The following is a 19,290-nucleotide window of genomic DNA, read 5'->3' as shown; positions in this document are numbered from 1 at the left end:
GAGGATTCGGTTCAGTCCAGGTCGGACCAACAGCCTGTGGCCTCCAGATCCTGGGCAGTACGCTCAGGATCGTCGGTCAGCACCGTCAGATGCCCCATCTTGCGGTCGGTGCGCACTTCGGCCTTGCCGTAATCATGCAGGAACCATTCAGGGTGCTCACCCAGCAGCCTCCTGACCGGAGCCACATGCTGGCCCAGAACGTTGACCATGACCGCCGGGCTGAGCAGGCGAGGGTCAGGCAGGGGCCACCCAGCGATGCCCCGGACGTGGGCATCGAACTGGTCCATGGAACAGGCCTCGATAGTGTAATGACCGGAGTTATGAGGGCGCGGGGCCAACTCGTTGACCACCAGACCGCCGTCGGGCATGACAAAGAGCTCAAGGGCCAAGGTCCCGGCCAGCTTGAAACCGCCGGCCAAAGTCAAGGCCATGTCACGCGCCCGGTCAGCCATCTCAGGCTCGACCTTCGCCGGCGCCAGAGTCATGTGCAGGATGTTGTGACGATGCTCGTTGCGCACCATGGGGAAGGTCACATAATCCTTCCCGTTGCCTGAAACCAGTATGGAGGCCTCGAAGGCGAAGTCCACGAACCCCTCCAGCACGGAGGACGGGAAGTCACGGCCTTCCATCCGTCCTTTCAGGGCCTGCAGATCCTCCTTGGTGCGCAGGACTGCCTGCCCGTGGCCGTCATAGCCGCCGGTTCGCGTCTTGAGCACAGCGGGCATTCCCAGCTCTTTTAGGTCTGCGTCAAGCTGGTCAAGACTGTCAACCTGCCTCCAAGGGGCGGTATCGATGCCATGGCGGTTGATGAAGGTCTTCTCGTGGACCCGGTCCTGGGTGACCCTGAGCAGGTCGGTCCCCTGGGGGATGGCCACATGGTCCCTCACCTGATCCAGTGCGTCGGCATCCACGTTCTCGAATTCGTAGGTGAGCACATCGCTGCGTTCGGCAAGCCGCTTGAGGGCATCCAAGTCCCCATAGTCGGCTGTCTCCTGGAAGTCGGCTACCTGGGCCGCGGGAGCATCGGGCGTGGGGTCCAGCACACCGATGCGGAACCCGTGGTAGCGGGCGCTTAGGGCCATCATCCGTCCCAGCTGGCCACCGCCCACGATACCGATGACGGACCCCGGCTCCAAATGATCGATTCTTCCCTTGGTCTCCTCAGACAAGCTGGGCATTGGACGCCTCCACGGATCGGGCCAGCTCGGCACGGTAGTCATCCAGGGCCTGAGCCAGCCTTGGATCGTTGATGGAAAGAATCGAAGCCGCCAACAGGCCGGCGTTGGTAGCCCCGGACGCCCCAATAGCTGTGGTCGCCACAGGAATGCCGGCGGGCATCTGCACGATGGACAGGAGTGAATCAACCCCGCTCAGGGCGTGGGATTTCACTGGCACCCCGATGACCGGCAGCGTGGTCTGAGCCGCCACCATCCCAGGCAGATGGGCTGCTCCTCCGGCCCCGGCGATGATGACCCCTATGCCCTGGCTCCGGGCCTGATGCGCGAACTCCGCCATGCGCCCAGGTGTGCGATGGGCGGAGATGACCTCCTTGGTATAGACGATAGCGAACCGGTCCAGCATCCGACAGGCTTCCTTCATCGTCTCCCAGTCGCTCGATGATCCCATGATCACTGCGACGCGTGCCCCTTCATGTGTATTGTCAGCCATCGGCCCTCCAATGTTCATGCACATCCGATACTACGCAAGGCCGGGGAGAAGCCGATTAATCGTGACGGTCCTATGAATGTAAGGGCCGGGCCTGGTGAACATCGGGCTTTCAACGGTTCCAAACCCCCTTCCCAGACCTAGAATCATTGGATTGCATTACAGAAACCGACAGGAGGGTTATGGGCAAGCTTCTGGACAGCATCGACTCCCCACAGGATCTGAAGGTTCTCTCCTTGGAAGAGCTGAATCGACTAGCCGACGAGATCCGTCAGCTGCTGATCCGCTTCTGTCGACGTCACGGCGGCCACCTGGGCTCCAACCTGGCCACCATCGAGCCCATCATCGCCCTGCACTATGTCTTCGATATGCCTCATGATCATCTGATCTTCGACGTCTCCCATCAGGCCTACACCCACAAGATCCTGACCGGTCGGCGCCGGGCCTACACGGACCCGGAGTCCCAGGAAGATCTTTCCGGATTCACCTCGCCCAAGGAGAGCCCCTACGACGACTTCATGCTGGGGCATACCGGCACCTCCATCGGCTTGGCCTGCGGAATGGCTGCCCACCGGGATGCGACCGGAGGCAGGGCCAACATCATCGCCTTCATCGGTGACGGCTCCCTGAGCAGCGGACCGGCCTTCGAGGGGATGGACTGGGCTGCAGAACAGGGCGGCAACCTGATCATCGTGGTTAATGACAACGAAATGTCCATCGCCGAAAACCACGGAGGGCTTTACAAGAGTCTGGCGGCCCTGCGTGCCAGCGGGGGACACAGCTCAAACAATCCCTTCCGCGCCCTTGGATTGGACTACCGCTACGTGGAGGAGGGCAACCGCATTGAGGACCTGATCAAGGCCTTCCGCCAGGTCAAAGACACTGACCATCCGGTGGTGGTTCATATCCATACCCGCAAGGGACTGGGACTTGGTCAGGGCAGCCAAGGACAGATAGGATCGACTTCGATGGCCCAGAGCGATGGGCAAACAGCTCATATGACTTCCCTGCCAGATTTGCCCGCCGAGGGTCCGGTGGAGGCCAACCACTGGCAGGACGGCTTGGACTCCCTTAACCGTCTGCCCAACTCACGAAAGACCTACGGAAGAATGGCCATGCAGGCCCTGGAGGCCAGGTTCTCTCAAGAGCCGGGTCTGACGGTCATCTCCCCCGCTACACCGCTGTCCAACGGCATCGATCCCGACTTCCGCCAGCGGGCCGGCAACCACTACCGGGACGTGGGCATCGCCGAATCCCACGCGATAGCCTATGCCGCTGGCATCGCCAAGGCCGGAGGCACTCCCGTGGTCGCCACCTCAGCTACCTTCTTCCAGAGGGCCTACGACCAGATCGAGCAGGAGATGGCCTTGAACGGCAGTGCGGTGACCCTGCTGGTTTTTTCCACCGGCATCGCCAAAACCGATGCCACACATTCCGGCACGGCCGACATGGTCATGATGCGAGGCATCCCCGGACTGACCTGCCTGGCCCCGACCAACGGATCCGAGTTTCTGGACATGTTGGCCTGGGCTACTGGCCCGGCCCGGCAGCCTGTGGTCATCAGGGTGCCCGGCGAGCGCACGCTGGCTGCAGAACGCGCGGGCAAGCCGATAGCGGGGTCTCCAGATTCCTCGAAGACCGGTGCCGAATGCAGATCAGACGATGCTCCATGGGATCGCTATCGCATCCTGCAAGGGGGCAGAACGGTAGCCCTGCTGGCTCTCGGCGATGCCCTGCCGCTGGGCCGTGACCTTGCTGATTCTTTGGAGAGGTCCACAGGGGTACAGCCCACACTGGTGGATCCTCATCGCTATGACCGTTTGGATGAGCAGACCTTGGATGACCTGGCCAGCACCCACTCCCTGGTGGTCACCATCGAGGACGGCCAGCTGGACGGCGGCTGGGGGCAGACCGTGGCAGCCTACTACGGACCGAGCCAGGTTCGCACCCTGACCTTCGGAGCGGCCAAGGAGTTCAACGACCGGGTTCCCCAGGCCACCCTGCTGGAAAGGTATGGCATGACCGTTCCTGCAATGAGGCAAGCCATATCGGATGCCCTTGGCGACCAGGCTTCACAGATCTGACCCGCCGGTGGACCCAGGCGGGTACAATGAAAGGGTTTGGCCCCGTAGCTCAGCTGGATAGAGCAACTGACTTCTAATCTGTAGGTCGAGAGTTCGAATCTCTCCGGGGTCACCAATAACGCTCCCTGCATTTGCCCAGGCACAGGGAATCTCCCGTTTAGTGCATGTCGCCATAGCAGCATTTGTTCCCTCATGCACGACCTACTCGCCTGAAGACAGAAGGACGGTCAGGTCAAGAGGCTCCAGCAAGAACTTAGGAACCTGCTTTGCACAGGACATCGATTGTTCGCGTCACGACACCCGCAGGATGCCATGCGCGCCTTTTTCAGCCAGGCTCATGACGTGATTGACTATGGCATAGTCGCCGGGCTGATCGACCTTGAGCTCGACAAATCCACCTTGGGCCGGCAGCAGCGGCAGGACCTGCGCTCCCGCTGATGAGGATGAGGCAGCAGCGGAATTCCCTCCTGCGCCTCCGCCAATCAGGTAGCGGCCCTCGGTCCAGACCGTGTCGAACTGGGTTCCCACGATATGGAAGGACAGCGGCTGGTTGGGTCCGGCGTCCAGAACCCAGATGCGAACCCTTTGCCCCTTCTCCAGCTTGAGGGGGTGGGCGTCATATTGAAAGGCCCGTCCATTGAAGGTCATGATATCCGGGGTCAGGGCCGCCACTTTTTCCGCATCGGCAGTCCCTCCGTTGGGCCCCAGATAGATTTCAGACTGGACCAGAACGTATTCGGCAGCCACTGGCGGCAGGGTGCCGTCATCGACCACCACAGCCCCATACATGCCGTTGGCTATATGGTTTGACATGGGGTCGCTGCTGCAGTGGTACATCCAAATGCCAGCCCGATCAGCGGTGAAGGTGTACAGGAGCTCCTTGCCTGGCTCTATATTGCGCATCATGGTCTGGGGGACGGCCGGACCGGCATGAAAATCAATGGAATGACTCATGCTTCCCTTGTTCCTTATGGTGACTTCAAAGGTGTCTCCCACCCGGCCTCTGAGCACCGGACCCTGAGCCAGGGGCCGCGACCCCTTATCGCGTGGATCGCCCGCGTCGTCGAAGCTCCAGACCGTGCGCTCAAGCCCTGCTGCCACCTGCTCCTTGCGCTCTTTGACCTCCAGCGTGTACTTTCTGGTTCCTGCCTTCCCATGGTCATCCAAGGGTGGAAGAGCCGCCTTGACCGGGTCGCTCTTCTCAGCCTGCAACTTGAGCTTGGCGGCTGATGGAACATGGCCTAGGGCTGTCTTCCCAGTGGAGGACTGACCTGGCTCGGCAACAGTTCCGCCCTGTGTTTCGATCTTGAGCTCCATGCCCATCTGGCGATGTCCTGCCAGTGAGCACCATCCCAAGGTATCCGCACCTAGGACCCCCACGTCGACCGAGACGCTCTTACCTACAGGGACGGATCCTGTGCTCTTGCCATTGGCGAAAACCAGGTCGTGCCGCTGATCTCCGGTGTTGCGAAAATCCACAACCAGCCGGTCGCCTGCCTTGATGGTGATGACATCCGGCACAAAAGCCATCCCCTTTACCTTGATTGAAGCTCTGCTGGTGTGACCCGTTGGTTGGACGCTCTTCGACGATGCCTCCTGGACGCCTCCGGCACTGGGCGCCGCCCCGACCGAAACAGCCAATGTCGGCCGCAGGGCCATCACAGTCACGGCGGCCACGAGGACCAGCACAGCAGCCGAGGTGGCAATCAGGTCCGTTCTCAGTGCCAAAGTCCCCACGCGTTCGTTTTGCGAACCCCCGGGCTGGCGCCGACGGTAGCGCTTGGACGCCAGGATCTGCTTGCCACGAGCAGCCAGGTAGACCACAGTCAGCATCATGGAGAGGATTCCCAGAACATTCAGCAGGTTCCCCGCCTTCCACAAGGGTGTGTAGAGTCGGATGGCTCCCAGGAGCCTGATCAGCAAGCCAATCTGCATAAGCGCCCAGGCACCCCAAAGGAGGGGATGGAAGGGCAGAGGCCTGCGAATGACCGAGGGGACGATCATGCAGACATGGGCGATGACCATGGTCATGATGAATCCCACAGCCAGCGCGTGCAGTGCCATGTCCCCCCAGTAGGTGCTGGAATCCAGGGGTGCCGCCATCCAGATGAGGGCAGCCAGCAGTCCCCAGGCGTAGGCCGACAGCATGCAGGTGCCCATGAATCCCGGCAGGCCGCCATGACGGAAGGTGCCCTTGGCCACATCATGACTGGCCATGACCAGGAGGAGCAGTCCCAGCGACAGCCCCAGAAGCGGATAGCCGACCGAAGGCGCCATGGCTTGGATCGGCAGCATCAGGACTGTCAGGAGGCTCAGACCCAGGATTCCCGATTCAAGACGAATATCCGAAAAGACCGCCCTGGCCAGCTCCACCCGCTCCCCCACGATGGTCAGAATCAGAAAGAAGAGCCAGGTTGGAGTCAGAACCGAGGCATCCAATCCTGTGACCCAGCCAGCGGCCCCGACCAGACCCACCAGGGATCCGAGAACCTGTATGAGCACCTCTGCAGAAGGCTGCCGACGCCAGATGGCCACATACATGGCTGTCAGAACCAACATGGACAAAGTCCATGGAATGCCGCCAACAAGCTCCACCCTGACCCATGCCGGGGCACCACCATGGCTGGAAACTATCAGCGACAACAGGCAGAGCAGAGACCCCAGCAGACCCAAGGCAGGAGCGAAAAATCCCCAAGAGGGTTTGCTGGATCCGCCGCTGCGATAAGCCACTGCCCTCTCCAGGCCAATGGCAGCGCCCAAAAACCCATAGACCATGAGCCCGCCGTGCAGGTCAGCCAGGGGCACCCTGTCTGAAAGGTGGATCAGATCCGCGCGGATCAGCGCCGCTACAAGACCAAGCAGCGCAGCCAGACCTGCGCCGATGAGGAGGACCATTCTGGATCTGGGCACGGCCATTCTGCCGCCGGACTTACGCATCTTCTGGTCATCCTGCATGAGTCTGTCCGCCTTGTCCTGGGTTGATAATTAATTTGATAGTTATACAATTTAATCGATGAGTCAGGAAATTCAAGCCCGCAAGCAATGGATCCAAGCCCCCGCCAAGCGCAGAAGCGGGGAGGAGATCCGCTCCGCAATCATGGATTACCTGCGTGCGGCAGCCGAACAGACCGGTGCAGGACTAACCGCGCAGCAGATCGGAGCAGTCTTCGGCATCCATCCGACGACCGCTCGTTTCCATCTTGAACGCCTGGTCGAACAGGGTAAGGCAGTCCGTCAAAGAACAGGCAGTGACAGCCAGTCAACCGGTCGAGGCAGACCTGCTGTCATCTACTCCCCCACATCCATGAACCAAGCCAGGGAGGATATGATCTCCTCGCTCTGCCTGGCACTGGAAACTGCCTGTCCCGATACAAGGAGCAGGAATGAGGCCGCCTTGAAAGCGGGGCAGGCATGGGGTCGTACTCTGGCTCGGCAGGACAAGATCAATGCAGGAAAAAGCGTGCCATCGAGCATGAGGCAGACACTGCTGGATGCTCTGACCACCTTAGGTTTTGCACCGGTGAGAGCGCGGCCGGATTCAGCAAGTCTGTATCTGACCGCATGCCCCTTTCTGGAAAGTGTCAGCAACCATCCCATTATCTGCAAGATTCATCTAGGAATGATCCAAGGGCTGGCGGACGGCAGCAATAAGGAGGCCGGCGACAAAAAAGCCAATGTAGTGTTGGAACCCCTGTCATCGCCAAAAGGATGCTTCCTGAAAGTAGCAAAAGCGGACAACCAATCAAAAAGGAGAGCAAAGCAATGACCTACGTGATTGCCCAACCTTGCGTGGACGTCAAGGACAAGGCCTGCGTGGACGAATGCCCGGTGGATTGCATCTACGAGGGCCCCAGGAACCTGTACATCAATCCTAATGAATGCATCGACTGCGGCGCCTGCGAGCCCGTCTGCCCCGTGGAGGCGATCTTCTATGAAGAGGACCTGCCAGAGGAATGGACCTGGTTCAAGGATGCCTCCGAAGACTTCTTTTCCCAGGTCGGTGATGCTGGCGGCGCCCAGGCCCAAGGACCCTACGATCACGACCATCCACAGGTCGCCGCCCTGCCCCACCAGGATAATTTCGTCTGCCTTCAGCCGGAATCACGCGGCCAGCGCGCGGTCTGGGTCCGCAAGGACCAGACGGAATGAAGACCGGTTCAAGCCTGGACGATCACCTGGTCTTCCCAGACTTTCTGGACCGCCCTGTGGATCAGGCCGCCCGGATGCTTCTGGGCTGCCTGATCATTCGGGACTACGATCCGGAAGGCGAACAGGCCAGGGTTCGGATCGTGGAAACCGAAGCCTACGATCAGAATGATCCGGCCAGCCATGCCTATCACGGGCGGTCGGCGCGCAACGCTGCCCTCTTCGGCCCCAGCGGACACATGTACGTCTACTTCACCTATGGAATGCACTACTGCCTGAACATCTCCTGCCAGGAGGACGGATTCGGCGCCGGTGTGCTGATTCGGGCCTGCCAGCCAGTGCAAGGTCTGGACCTTCTGCGCAATCACAGACACGGCCGTCACCCGGACCGGGAGCTGACCAACGGTCCCGCCAAGCTCTGTCAGGCATTGGACATCGACAAGCGCTACTACGGCCATGACCTGAGAACACCGCCCATCCGCTTGGCAGCCGCCGGGCTGGCCCAGGACGAGACCATCAAGGCAACCCCCCGAATAGGCATATCTCGCGCCAAAGAGACTCTGCGAAGGTTCGTCATCACAGGCAATCCCTATCTGTCTCGATAAGCAAGCGAAATGCTTCACTGTTGGCTCCCACGGTCTAACAGCGTGGGTCATTGCTCAATGAAGCGTGACTCGACACAGCTCTGGAAGCGGACAAGCGAGAGCATGACAGCAGCCAGCAGAGCGATGATCAGCATGCCCATGAAACTGCCGGTCACCGGATCCAGACCAAACGCTGACGAGAAAGCCTTGAAGACCCAGGTGGATGCCGTAAAACCGAGGCTGGTTGTGGCTGAAAAGACCCCCATGACCAGCGGATAGCGCTTGTGCTCAGTCAGATTGGACAGATAGAAGGGGCAGGTGGCCATATTGATGGCGCTGCCCGACCCAATCAGAAACGCCGATAAACAAACCAGCGGGAATGAGCGGGTGGTCAGGAAAAGCAGGGCGCCCAAGGCCATCAGAAGGAAGGCGACCGGAATGGTCCATTGCCGGCATACCCGCTTGATGCCGTTGATGCTTAGCCCGACCACGACCGAGGAACCCGTGTTGAACATCAGGGCCACCCCGGCTGCACTGGTACTGCCCAAGCCGTACTTGGCTATGTAGACCGCGAGCTTGTTGTACAGGACCGCGACCAGGAAAATGCTCAGAAACCCGATGAGAATACAGGAAATGGTAGCCCACCAGCATTGTCCGCTTTTTTGAGAGGATGATGCCTCGGATCTTACGGCCTTTTCCGACTCCTCCTCGACGGCACCGACTCCGGGGACCATGAAGATGACCAAGACCAAGGCAGGCAAGGCCAGAAAATAGAGCCAATAGTTGTGCAGCCAACCTCCCTTGGCCAGAACACCACCCAGGGCAAGGACCAGCATGGAAGAGCCATCCTGAACAGCCAGGACCAGCCCCATCAGCGCCGCCAACTGCTTCCCGCGGAAGAACCTGGCCGACAGGCTGGGGAGAACTGTAGTGGCGATACCCACGCCAAACCCGACAACCAAAGCAAAGAGAAGAAGCTGACTCACGCTGCCATGCACAACCAAGGGCATCAAGCCGCCCAGGGCGACACACAGACAGCTGATGCAGGCAGCGGTCCTGAAACTCATTCTGGTCAAGAGCTGACCGAACAGAAGAGCTGAAACTATGGCAGCCGAGGAGCCTATGGAAACCACCGACTCGACAGTGGAAGGATCGGCGCGAGGAAAGGATGCCTGAATGGCCGCCACGGAGGGAGAGATGATGGAGTCAAACCGCGACATGATGGCCAAGGACATGATTCCGATCAGAACCCCAAGATTCCGTCTGGTCAATATCCCTGTGTTCTTAGGCTTAGACGCGCACGGATCCGGTTCCACCGTTGCTGCCTCCCTCTCAATATCAGCGGCACCATTCCTGGTTGATGGGGGTAGTCTCCTCCAGCAGCAGGGCCATGCCAACCAACACGACGAGGAAGAGCAGATTAAAAGCGGTATAGATTTTCAGGTAATCGCCTTTCTTGCCCGGATACTGCTTGACCACAGCCTTGTAGGAAATCAGTGAGGCCATCGAAGCAACCAGGGTGCCGAGCCCGCCCAGGTTGGTACCCAGAATGATCGGGCGCCAGGCTGTCGAAAAACCTGAGACCAGCAGGGCTGTAGGCACATTGCTGATGACCTGACTGCACAGGACCGAGGTAATCAAAGGGTGGATATTGACCAGGCCACTGACCAGGTTGTAGAACTGGGGGATCCTTCTGGCATTGCCTATAAAGATGAAGAAAGCCACAAAGGTCAGGAGCAGTCCCCAATCCACATGCAGAAAGACCCGCCTGTCGCAGATCAGAAAGGTCACCGCCACCACCAGGACCATGGCCCACTGGGGAATCAGCTTGGCCACACCAAGCAGGCAGACAAGAAAGAGCAGGAGGTAGACGGTGATGCGCCATCCGCTGGACTGCTGCATCTCCTTGACCTGAGGCTGTATCCCCTCCTCCCTGGGCGCTAGTATGCTGCGGCGAATCTCTTGCGCATCCATGCCCTCGAACTTGTTCAGATGCTGATTCCTGAAGACGAACCAGCAGCACAGGAAGAGCATCAGAGCTGCAGCCAGGGCATAAGGCGCCATGAGGAGGAGGAACTCACCGGCAGGCATCTCGGAGCGGGCCTTGAGGTATAAGTTATGGGCGTTGCCGATGGGCGTCAGCATGCTGCCCACATTGGCGCCCAGGGTCATCAGGGTGACGATCAGCAGGGCATGGTTCTCCAGGCCGGCCATGATGAGAACAGCAATGGCGAAGGGCACGAAGGTAACCAGGGCTACATCGTTCGTGATGAACATGCTGGAGAAGAAAGGCAGAGAAACCAGCACCAAGGCCAGGCCCCGCACCGATCGGACAAGACTCAGCAGGCCGGCACCAATGGCATGGAAGACCCCGATGCGCTGAAATCCGCAGACCACCATCATGAGGGATCCCAGCTGGGTGAGGGTATTGACGTGGATGTAGCCCAGATACTGCCGGTCGGGAGGAATGAGGATGCAGGATACGAGAGCGATGACTGCCGCGACGACCAGGACGGTCTCGTTTTTCAGCAGTCCGATCACCCGATGTTGCATGGTCACCTCCGGCGAACGAATTCCTCACTTAGTTTACGCGCCCGCCCCCGGCTTACAGGACCTCTCCAGGCGCTATTTTCCGCCCCTAAGCCCAAGGTCGGGACACTCGGCGCTACTGGCTGCTAGCTTGACTGGCCCCGACTTCTGACCCTTGTCGGATACGCATAGAGTCGGATGCCTATGAGACATGGAAAGGGGTCCTGCGAATCAGTACATCCGCAGGACCCCTATCACACCGGAATATTACCTGTCGTTCATTTGTCCCGGTTCGGGAATCAGATAGGACAGAGCCAGGGCGATCAGCACCAGCACGCCGCCGCCGATCATAGCCGCAATGTATCCAGTACGGGCTCCGCCGGATGCCGCCAAGCCGCTCATGCATGCATAGAGGACCGCATAGCTCAGGCCTGAACCCAGGTTGAAGGCTCCGGCGTTGAGTCCCGGCAGATAGCCGGTGTTGTCCGCAGGAGACAGAACCACGCCCAGCCCATTGAGCATAATGTTAGCCGTCCCTGCGTAGGAGACACCTAGGATCAGGGAGAGCGCCACCAGGCTCCAGATGCTGGGAACCAGGCAGACGTAGATGCCAAAGACCAGTCCCAGAACGCTGACAAGCTGACCGACTCTCAGAACCTTAAGATAGCCGAAGCGCGAGGCCAGCATCCCAGCCACAGGGCCAAAGACCAGACCGACCAGGGCATATGGGGTCAGCGTCGCAAAGGAGACGATGCTGGCCTTCAAGCCGACGCCGACCTCGCCATCCTGAGCAAGCGCCGGAACGATCCCGTTCATGATGGCGAAGACGCCGACCATGGTGGTCAGAGTCGTCAGCAGAAGGCCCCAGGTGCGCCGCTGCTTGAGGTAGGTGGTGGTGACCATGGGTGCCAACGTGGTGCTTTCGACTTTCCAGAAGATCATGAAGAAGACCGCAGCAACCAGGATCTCGACGACCACCAGGATCCAGCGCGCTTGAGCCAGCTTCTCGACCTCATTGATAGCCAGGTAAGCCGCCAGGAAGGCTATGCAGAGGAAGACCACGCCGGCCCAGTCCATGCGGGGACGATCGTCTGCATAGCTCTCGCGGGCGAAAACTGCTACTAGGAGGACAGCAATCACTGCAATGGCCACCATGAACCAGAAGACCGACCGGAAGCCGAAGGTGCCGGCCAGCCAACCGCCTAGGATGGCATCCACGCCTCCGATGCCACCGTTGACCGCCGTCAAAACGGCCATGAGCTTGGCGTAGCGGGCCTCATCGGTCACTTCGGCATGCAGCATGATCAGGGTCATGGGTACGACCGGACCGGCCACTCCTTGAATGACGCGCCCAATCATCAGCATCGTCACATTGGGAGCCAGGGCGGAGACCACGCATCCCAGCGCCGTCAGGCTCAGCATGCTCAGCAGCACCTTCTTGCGGCCGGCCAAATCGCCCAGCCGAGGCAGGAAGAGGGAGAAGACGGCACAGGAGGTGAAGAACACCGTTTGTGTCAGACCAATGCTGGAGCTGCTGGCATTGAGCTCGGTTTCCATGGTCGTTAGGGCCGGCGAGAGCATGGAGGCGTTGAGCTGGAAGGCGAAGACGGCGGCCATCAGGGCCGTCATCAAGGCGACAATAGAAGCGCCAGAGCCACCAGCGGTCGTGGCAGCGGGCTTGTCAGTCTTGGGTGCAGCTGCGTTCGAAGTCTTCATTGATTTCATCCAATCGTGGTGATGGCCTTGACCACCAGGTCCCAGAATCCCTGGAAGTCCAGCTTGACAGCCACCTGGGTGTGGCAGTCCTCAGCAGAGGGCTCAGGGCCGCGCAGATCGGCCACGGTCATCCCGCAGGTCAGGTCCCCGCGCAGCTCCACATCAACCGGGCAACGACGGGTGCTCACAACAGAGGGGTCGATCAGATAGGCCACAGTGCAGGGATCATGCACAGGCGGATCCACGAAGTCCTGGTTGTCCTGGTAGGACTTGCGGAAGAAGTCCATCAACCCGCTGACGAAATGGGCCAGATCGGTGCCGATGCCCTCAATGCGCTGCTGGACCACCGGGGTGCACAGGGCCTGATGAGTCAGATCCAGCCCCACCATGGTGACCGGCCAGGGCTCGTTGAAGACGATATGTGCGGCCTCGGGATCCACCTTGATGTTGAATTCAGCAACAGCGCTCCAGTTGCCCACATGATAGCCGCCACCCATGAGCACAACCTCTTGAACGCGATCGACAATGCGGGGTTCCTTGCGAACGGCCATAGCGATGTTGGTCAGGGGTCCAGTGGGAACCAGAGTCACCGTGCCTGGCTCCTCGCGCATGATGGTCTCGATGATCCAATCGACAGCGTGGCCAGGATCCAGGGGGCGGGTAGGTTCGGGGAGCTCGACACCGTCCAGACCCGTCTGACCATGGATGGAGGCGGCTACTTCCTGAGGACGCACCAAGGGCCTATCACATCCGGCATGGACCGGCACCTGGCGCGCATGAGCCTTTTCCAGCACAGCCCTCGCGTTGTAGGTAACCTTGTCCAGACTCTGGTTGCCCCCAACCGTAGTCACTCCGATCAGGTCGATCCGCGGATCGCCTACTGCCAGAAGGATAGCCACCGCATCGTCATGACCTGGATCGCAGTCCAGGATGATCTTGCGCGTCGTCATATACTCGCCTGCGCCTTTCTCATGAATATGTCCTGGGCCATGGATCATGGCCCAGGACATGATACCCCTGATTGGCATTCAATCCTTGTAGGCGCGTGAAGCTGGTCAGACCTGGACGCGGGCGAACCCACCAACTGCCCAGGCCAGTCGATTCCGAAGCTCGGGATCGACTGCGAATAGCCCCAATCCGTGCACCCCTCGTTTGAGCAACACATTGAACTCATGACGAAGGTTATCCACAGGATTCATCTCTGGCTCCGACCGATGATTAGTCGCCAGTGTGTTGCAACTGAACTTCGGTTCAAATTTGATCTTTCCATTCCTATAAGTGACTGATGGTCCAATGATGACCCCCGCGTAGTTGAGGTCAAAACCTTGGATGGTGAATATGGAGCCCACCTCATCGATGGTGAAGGGCAGCTCGGCCCAGGCAATCCGGTGATTTGCAGCAGAGTTTCCCTGGGCCTCATATAGCTCGTAATTCCAAGGCATGGCGAATTCACCATCCCCTTCCTGACCCTCTTCGGCCCACACCCACTGGCCTGAATCCCCTTGGCGCAGTACAACCTGCCAATGACGGGACGAATCCAGTGGATCCGGGTGTTTCTTGCTGCTGTAAGGCCAGTCATAGGTGGCCAGGAGTCGGCAAAGGCCCAAGGAGCCCTCTCCCCTTTGCTCCCTGTCTTTATAACGAATAAACTCCCTTAAATCCTTGGGCGAATCAAAAACCTTAATCTCATAAGGATGCTCCCAAGGATCCGGATGCAGTGGTTCAATGACACCATCCTTGGCTGTCATCCGATCCAGCCAGGCGCAGGTTGCAGGGTCAGCCTGAATACGCATCTGTTGATCCAAACGAACATGACTGACCTGGAAGGTATCCTCGTGCGCCTGACCGTCCCGTGACTTTTCGCGGATATGCATTGGTTGCGAGAAGGCCTTGTCATGCTCGGAACCAGTCAATCCCAGAAGCCGACTTTCCTGGGCATCCACGAACTGGGACCCACGCAAGACTTGTTCGGGATCGAAGACCACGATGGCTACTTTTGCCCGCCGTAGGATGTCATAGAGCTGGTTGCTTCCGGAGTAGCTCTGCGACCCTTGCGTCAGCAACAGGTGCGCCTCGTCAATCAGCACCACATCCGCCTTGGCATCGACGCTATTCATGGGGTCAGCTGCCCTGCCCGTGGACCGGCCATTTCGATTGGTGTGCTTGCTGAACCGGTTGATGAACTGGACAGCCCCGACCACGCACTGACCGCGCTTCTTCTGCAATCCCAGCTTCAGAGCCATCTGGTTGTAGACATTAGCCTGCTCGGTCTGGTTGACAATAATATAAGAACGTTGCCTGGCCTTTGACGAATGGTTATCGTCATCGCCGTTCAAGTTTCCATAGATGCCATATCTAGCACATATTTGATAGAAGAGATGGCTGAGCAAAACGGTCTTGCCAGTCCCTGACATACCCTGAACGACAATGACCTGGGTATCGGCGTCACCATCAATCTGCACCGGACCCGTCGACTCCGTCATCGAGTGGAAACCTTCGCCAGGGTTTTGGATAATCACCGACTCCAACACATGCAGAACAGCCTCTTCAGCCCGCCGTTGTTCGTCGGTGAGTTTGCGGAAGGGCGAGGCCTTGAACAGGGCAGAGTCCAAGATCGCCTTCTCTTCCGGGAACAGATCGGGCTCCATTTCGTGCAGAGTCTGCCAAGCCTTGGAAAAGATGCTGTCGAATTCATCGCTGGTGTAGTACATGTCCTGAGCGTTGGTTCTACGGTTCATAACCAGCTTGACCGCGTCGACGCTCTGCATATACCCCATCAGCCGATTTTCCATATCCAGAGTCAAGGACTTATTGAAGTGGCGATCGCCGATGATGTACTGGCTGACTCTGTCCTGATGATTGCGCATGAATCGCACCAGGCGTTCCCAATCCGTCCGGGTCCGTGGGTCCAGCTCAATGTGCTGCCTGGTTCGAGAACGGATATCGTTGGTTTCCCCGACGTAAACCACATAAGGAGGCTCACCGCCATGCTTTTTGCTGCTGTCCCTTTCGTCGGCAGAGACGATATACACGGTGGGATATCGTAGGAACAGCTCCTCAAGCAGCCTCTCCTCTAAATTACTGCCCTGGCTGCCATCAGCTTTCGCCTGCTTGTACTCTATAATGGCCTTGGAAAAATCCTCATCCCTGAAATCGCTGTAAGGCAGAGTCATCACCACAGGCTGCGGCGCGCTTGATGAATCCATGGTTTTCACTATGCCACGAACCCACACCAATCTGAATGCAGGAGGGCCGACTGATAGGCTCGAAATCATGATCAGCAAGGAAACCGACAGAGCGGTAATGAATTTTGTACACGAGCGCGACTGGGATCAATTCCACACGCCAGCCAACCTGGCCAAATCAATCTGCATCGAAGCTGCCGAGCTCTTGGAATGCTATCAGTGGGGGGATGATCCCAGGGACGGAGATGAAGGCCACGTGACCGACGAACTGGCAGACGTGCTCACCTATTGCATCCAGCTGGCGGATCGGCTGAATCTGGACATGGATCGGATCATCATGGACAAACTGCACAGGACGGCCAACCGGTATCCAGTGGCCACTTCACGCGGTTCCAGCCGGAAATATCGGCCCCTGCAGTAGACAGATTGATTCAGCAGGTCTGCGCAGCCGGTGACCCAGATTGTTCGAGTCGCTTGGCGATCAATGCTGACAGATCATCCAAGGTGACTCCAGCATAGCTATTCATGGAAACGAACTGAGGACCTGAAGAGGTGTCGACCGGGTTGCTGCCGGTATAGGCCACAGTGGTGGCTCCCGATGCCACAGCAGAAGTAATACCAGTCAGGGTGTCTTCGAAGGCCAAGCAAGAGACCATTTGATCAGGACTTGTAATGCCCAGCAGACCCGCCGCATGTAGATAGGGGGCGGGGTCGGGCTTTTGCGCCAGTCCGTCATCCCCACACACATAGTCAGCAAAAGCCCCGTCAGGAGCCTTGGCGACCACAGCCTGAGCCATGCGGCGTGGCGAAGTAGTGACCAGAATGGAGGTGATGCCAGCCTCAACTAGGTCTGCCAAGACGTCACGGACTCCTTCAATCCATGGCATGTGATGCTCCTCCATGGCAATCACCCCGTCAATCAGCAGATCCGGAATCTGATCCTCTGGAAGGTCAAGACCCCGCTCGCGCATCACCCTTGCTACTTTGGGCAGGGGTTTGCCCGAAACCTGCCAACCCATGTCAGTGTTCCAGTCCCCTCCATGCTTGCGCGCTAAATCAACCTCCGCCTGATGCCAGTAGGGCTCTGAGTCGATCAGAGTTCCGTCCATATCCCAGAAGACTGCAAGCGGTCGACGATCCTCAACAGACCGAGTTTTGCCAGTCGACTCGGCACGACTTTCTTCCTTTTGATGCTCCATGTTCATGCATTCACCCTATCGGCAGGGCTTGCCGACAGTCAAAACACCAACAAGAACAGGGGGGGGGGGGCAGCTTATCTGGTCACCAGATCACTCGGCGTTGCCGAAGACCTGGTTGCGCAAGTTGTTGCGCTGGGTCTCGTATTGAGTGAGCTGGCCAAGAAGGTCGAACTTTTCCTGACCGTCGGGCAACTGATTCATCTGATGCTTGACCGAGGCAATCAGCCGCATGTAGGTGGCATCCAACAGCCTTGCCAACAGCTCGGAGGCATACTGACGCTCCTCCGGGCTAGGCTGCCTCAACTGAACATCCGCTTCTTTGGAGCCCTCGCCCCGGTCTTCTTTCTTATTGCCTCTCTTGGAGCCCGGTCCCGAGTCCCGCTGCTTATCCTCCTGCTTATCCAGATTCAGCGGCAGGGGCATGACGGCCAGCTCATTGATGGCCGACTCCAGCATGGGCCCGCCAGCCTTGGTCAAATTATGCATCCACAGCCCCTGGGGCGTCTTCCTGTCGGGCAGCCCTCCGGCTGCCTGCACAGCCCGATAGAGCGAGCGGAAAATCGGAACCTCGAAACTGTCCGGGCTGAGCTGGGCGAAGGCATCCGACCCGACCGCTCTGGGAATCTGGATGAGCACGCCCATGAACTGCTGCTCGCAGATGAAGACAGCATCATCGATGTGATGATAGCCCTGTCGGAGGGCATCCTCACGCTGTATCCTGCGGCGTTGCATGGCATCGTCACTACCCTGGCCCGCACGACCCTCAGATTCACCCGCGCCGTGGCGAGGAGTGCGGACCGCATAGGCATCCTGGTCCTTCACATGCAGCTTACGACGTGCTCTGTTGACCTCCTGACGCAGCAGATCCAGATCCACGCCGATTTTTCTGGCGGTCTTACGGGTATAGGCCCCCACCAGGGAGCGGTCCCTGATCTGGGCCAGGATGGGCGCCACGGCCTTGACTGCCCCCATCTGCCCGGTGGTGTACTGGGTATCGAACATGGTCACAGCGGTATCGATGACGAAGTCATAGAGCGGCCGGGCATGCTCGACCAGGGAACGCACGGCCTCATCGCCATAGCGGATGCGCAGATCACATGGATCCAGATTCTCCCGGGCCACCGCCACGAAGGTCTGCGTCAGAAAGCTCCCGTCAAGGCCAAAGGCATGCAGAGCGGCCTTCTGCCCGGCGGCATCACCGTCGAAGGTGAAAACCACCCGGGAACCCTGGACCGGCCCGATCAGCTGGATGGCGCCGAGGGCGTCGTCGGAGATGAGCCGGCGGACGATCTTGGCATGATCCTCGCCGAATGCAGTGCCGCAGGTGGCTACAGCCGTATCGACACCGGCAAGGTGGCAGGCCATGACGTCGGTATAGCCCTCCACGATAACCACCTGCCGCTTTTTGACGATGGCGTCTTTGGCCAGGTCGATGCCGTAAAGCACCTGGTTCTTGCGGTAGAGCTGGGTGTCCGGCGTGTTGATGTACTTGGCGTTGATGCCGTCGTCCTCGTAGAGCTTGCGAGCGCCAAAGCCGAGGGTACGGCCCGTGGAATCCCTGATAGGCCAGGTGACCCTGCCCCGGAAATAGTCATAGACCCCCCGTTGCCCCTGCCTGGCCAGACCTGCATCCAGCATCTCCTGCTGTGTGAAACCCTTGGTAGCCAGGTGGCGAACCAGATTGTCCCATCCGCGTGGAGCATATCCGCAGCCGAAATGCGCGCTGTCAGCCTGGGAGAAGGTTCTGCCCGCCAAGAGCTTGCGCGCCGCCAGCGCCTCCTTGCTCATGATCTGCGAGACGAAGAAACGCTGGGCCTCCTCGTTGGCCTCCAGCAACCGGGAACGTTTGGACCCCCGGCGCTTGTCCTGGCGGGAGTTTTCGTAATGCAGCTCAATCTGGTACTTGTCTGCCAGAATCTCGACGGCATCACCGAACTCGACGTTCTCCTCCTGCTCGACATAGGTGAAGACATCGCCGCCCAGGCCGCAGCCGAAGCAGTGCCAGACCCCCATGGACGGACGTACCGAAAAGGACGGGGACTTCTCATCGTGGAAGGGGCACAAGCCCATGTAAGTGCCGGAACCTGAAGGCTTCAGAGTCACGCTTTCAGAGACGATCTCATACAGATCGGCCTTGGCTCTGACCTTCTCGATGTCTTCCTTCTTGATCATTCCGGACATG

15 protein-coding genes and 1 tRNA gene are annotated in these 19,290 nt (G+C 59.1%); 6 read left to right on the top strand and 10 right to left on the bottom strand.

The window, feature by feature from the left end; translation table 11 throughout:
* Nucleotides 1-11 precede the first annotated feature (11 nt).
* Together purK and purE are read right to left on the bottom strand one after the other, a co-directional pair.
* Nucleotides 12-1,178, bottom strand: a complete 1,167-nt coding sequence (gene purK, locus FPK30_RS02760; protein WP_144085171.1) for a 5-(carboxyamino)imidazole ribonucleotide synthase — start codon at nt 1,176-1,178, stop codon at nt 12-14.
* Nucleotides 1,162-1,668 carry a 5-(carboxyamino)imidazole ribonucleotide mutase gene (gene purE, locus FPK30_RS02755; protein WP_144085170.1) on the bottom strand — a complete coding sequence of 169 codons (507 nt, stop codon included), beginning with the start codon at nt 1,666-1,668 and terminating at the stop codon, nt 1,162-1,164. The genes purK and purE overlap by 17 nt, the downstream gene beginning before the upstream one ends.
* Nucleotides 1,669-1,847: 179 nt before the next feature.
* Here purE and FPK30_RS02750 point away from each other — a divergent pair, with 179 nt between their 5' ends.
* A complete protein-coding gene (locus tag FPK30_RS02750; protein WP_144085169.1) occupies nt 1,848-3,749 on the top strand; it encodes a 1-deoxy-D-xylulose-5-phosphate synthase in 1,902 nt (633 codons plus the stop codon).
* Nucleotides 3,750-3,787: 38 nt separating this feature from the next.
* Nucleotides 3,788-3,864, top strand: a tRNA-Arg gene (locus FPK30_RS02745).
* Between the two features lie 176 nt (nt 3,865-4,040).
* Here the strand turns inward: FPK30_RS02745 and FPK30_RS02740 are convergent.
* Nucleotides 4,041-6,704, bottom strand: coding sequence for a multicopper oxidase domain-containing protein (locus tag FPK30_RS02740; RefSeq protein ID WP_144085168.1), 2,664 nt, complete (start codon nt 6,702-6,704; stop codon nt 4,041-4,043).
* A 58-nt stretch (nt 6,705-6,762) separates the two neighbouring features.
* Here FPK30_RS02740 and FPK30_RS02735 point away from each other — a divergent pair, with 58 nt between their 5' ends.
* Genes FPK30_RS02735 through FPK30_RS02725 form a run of 3 tightly spaced genes read left to right on the top strand, consistent with a single transcriptional unit; the run spans nt 6,763 to nt 8,500 of the window.
* Nucleotides 6,763-7,515, top strand: coding sequence for a helix-turn-helix transcriptional regulator (locus FPK30_RS02735; protein WP_186279328.1), 753 nt, complete (start codon nt 6,763-6,765; stop codon nt 7,513-7,515).
* Nucleotides 7,512-7,898 carry a ferredoxin gene (gene fdxA, locus FPK30_RS02730; RefSeq protein WP_144085166.1) on the top strand — a complete coding sequence of 129 codons (387 nt, stop codon included), beginning with the start codon at nt 7,512-7,514 and terminating at the stop codon, nt 7,896-7,898. The genes FPK30_RS02735 and fdxA overlap by 4 nt, the downstream gene beginning before the upstream one ends.
* The gene (locus tag FPK30_RS02725) at nt 7,895-8,500 is read left to right on the top strand and encodes a DNA-3-methyladenine glycosylase (protein ID WP_144085165.1); all 606 of its coding nucleotides are present in this window, start codon (nt 7,895-7,897) and stop codon (nt 8,498-8,500) included. The genes fdxA and FPK30_RS02725 overlap by 4 nt, the downstream gene beginning before the upstream one ends.
* 47 nt (nt 8,501-8,547) lie before the next feature.
* On the opposite strand, the gene FPK30_RS02720 is transcribed toward FPK30_RS02725, so the two are convergent.
* The 5 genes from FPK30_RS02720 to FPK30_RS02700 all read right to left on the bottom strand — a co-directional run bounded on the left by FPK30_RS02720 (nt 8,548) and on the right by FPK30_RS02700 (nt 15,930).
* Entirely contained in the window at nt 8,548-9,699 is a 1,152-nt protein-coding gene (locus FPK30_RS02720) for an MFS transporter (RefSeq protein ID WP_222102855.1), read from the bottom strand.
* Between the two features lie 118 nt (nt 9,700-9,817).
* Nucleotides 9,818-11,032, bottom strand: a complete 1,215-nt coding sequence (locus FPK30_RS02715) for an SLC13 family permease (protein ID WP_144085163.1) — start codon at nt 11,030-11,032, stop codon at nt 9,818-9,820.
* Nucleotides 11,033-11,275: 243 nt separating this feature from the next.
* Nucleotides 11,276-12,724, bottom strand: a complete 1,449-nt coding sequence (uriT, locus tag FPK30_RS02710; RefSeq protein ID WP_144085162.1) for a uridine transporter UriT — start codon at nt 12,722-12,724, stop codon at nt 11,276-11,278.
* Nucleotides 12,725-12,729: 5 nt separating this feature from the next.
* Nucleotides 12,730-13,674, bottom strand: a complete 945-nt coding sequence (uriH, locus tag FPK30_RS02705; RefSeq protein ID WP_144085161.1) for a uridine-preferring nucleoside hydrolase UriH — start codon at nt 13,672-13,674, stop codon at nt 12,730-12,732.
* Nucleotides 13,675-13,779: 105 nt separating this feature from the next.
* The gene (locus tag FPK30_RS02700) at nt 13,780-15,930 is read right to left on the bottom strand and encodes a DUF2075 domain-containing protein (protein ID WP_232345911.1); all 2,151 of its coding nucleotides are present in this window, start codon (nt 15,928-15,930) and stop codon (nt 13,780-13,782) included.
* A gap of 67 nt (nt 15,931-15,997) precedes the next feature.
* On the opposite strand from FPK30_RS02700, the gene FPK30_RS02695 reads away from it, so the two are divergent.
* Nucleotides 15,998-16,330, top strand: a complete 333-nt coding sequence (locus tag FPK30_RS02695; protein WP_144085159.1) for a nucleotide pyrophosphohydrolase — start codon at nt 15,998-16,000, stop codon at nt 16,328-16,330.
* 10 nt (nt 16,331-16,340) lie between these two features.
* Here the strand turns inward: FPK30_RS02695 and FPK30_RS02690 are convergent, their stop codons facing one another.
* Nucleotides 16,341-17,114, bottom strand: a complete 774-nt coding sequence (locus FPK30_RS02690; protein WP_144085158.1) for an HAD family hydrolase — start codon at nt 17,112-17,114, stop codon at nt 16,341-16,343.
* 84 nt (nt 17,115-17,198) lie between these two features.
* Nucleotides 17,199-19,289: a DNA primase gene (gene dnaG / locus FPK30_RS02685; RefSeq protein ID WP_144085157.1), complete on the bottom strand. Its 2,091-nt coding sequence runs from the start codon at nt 19,287-19,289 to the stop codon at nt 17,199-17,201.
* Nucleotide 19,290 lies beyond the last annotated feature (1 nt).

The organism is Bifidobacterium apousia (assembly GCF_007559275.1).
In the GTDB taxonomy this organism is placed as follows: Bacteria; Actinomycetota; Actinomycetes; order Actinomycetales; family Bifidobacteriaceae; genus Bombiscardovia; species Bombiscardovia apousia.
This window is presented reverse-complemented; position numbering and strand designations above follow the sequence as displayed.

Excerpts from the sequence above, each read along its gene's own strand:
- FPK30_RS02740 (WP_144085168.1), bottom strand. The coding sequence starts at position 6,704 with ATGCAGGATGACCAGAAGATGCGTAAGTCCGGCGGCAGAATGGCCGTG.
- FPK30_RS02690 (WP_144085158.1), bottom strand. The coding sequence starts at position 17,114 with ATGAACATGGAGCATCAAAAGGAAGAAAGTCGTGCCGAGTCGACTGGC.
- purK (WP_144085171.1), bottom strand. The coding sequence starts at position 1,178 with ATGCCCAGCTTGTCTGAGGAGACCAAGGGAAGAATCGATCATTTGGAG.
- FPK30_RS02720 (WP_222102855.1), bottom strand. The coding sequence starts at position 9,699 with ATGTCGCGGTTTGACTCCATCATCTCTCCCTCCGTGGCGGCCATTCAG.
- FPK30_RS02715 (WP_144085163.1), bottom strand. The coding sequence starts at position 11,032 with ATGCAACATCGGGTGATCGGACTGCTGAAAAACGAGACCGTCCTGGTC.
- FPK30_RS02700 (WP_232345911.1), bottom strand. The coding sequence starts at position 15,930 with ATGGATTCATCAAGCGCGCCGCAGCCTGTGGTGATGACTCTGCCTTAC.
- purE (WP_144085170.1), bottom strand. The coding sequence starts at position 1,668 with ATGGCTGACAATACACATGAAGGGGCACGCGTCGCAGTGATCATGGGA.
- uriT (WP_144085162.1), bottom strand. The coding sequence starts at position 12,724 with ATGAAGACTTCGAACGCAGCTGCACCCAAGACTGACAAGCCCGCTGCC.
- dnaG (WP_144085157.1), bottom strand. The coding sequence starts at position 19,289 with ATGTCCGGAATGATCAAGAAGGAAGACATCGAGAAGGTCAGAGCCAAG.
- FPK30_RS02725 (WP_144085165.1), top strand. The coding sequence starts at position 7,895 with ATGAAGACCGGTTCAAGCCTGGACGATCACCTGGTCTTCCCAGACTTT.
- FPK30_RS02695 (WP_144085159.1), top strand. The coding sequence starts at position 15,998 with ATGATCAGCAAGGAAACCGACAGAGCGGTAATGAATTTTGTACACGAG.
- fdxA (WP_144085166.1), top strand. The coding sequence starts at position 7,512 with ATGACCTACGTGATTGCCCAACCTTGCGTGGACGTCAAGGACAAGGCC.
- FPK30_RS02735 (WP_186279328.1), top strand. The coding sequence starts at position 6,763 with ATGAGTCAGGAAATTCAAGCCCGCAAGCAATGGATCCAAGCCCCCGCC.
- uriH (WP_144085161.1), bottom strand. The coding sequence starts at position 13,674 with ATGACGACGCGCAAGATCATCCTGGACTGCGATCCAGGTCATGACGAT.
- FPK30_RS02750 (WP_144085169.1), top strand. The coding sequence starts at position 1,848 with ATGGGCAAGCTTCTGGACAGCATCGACTCCCCACAGGATCTGAAGGTT.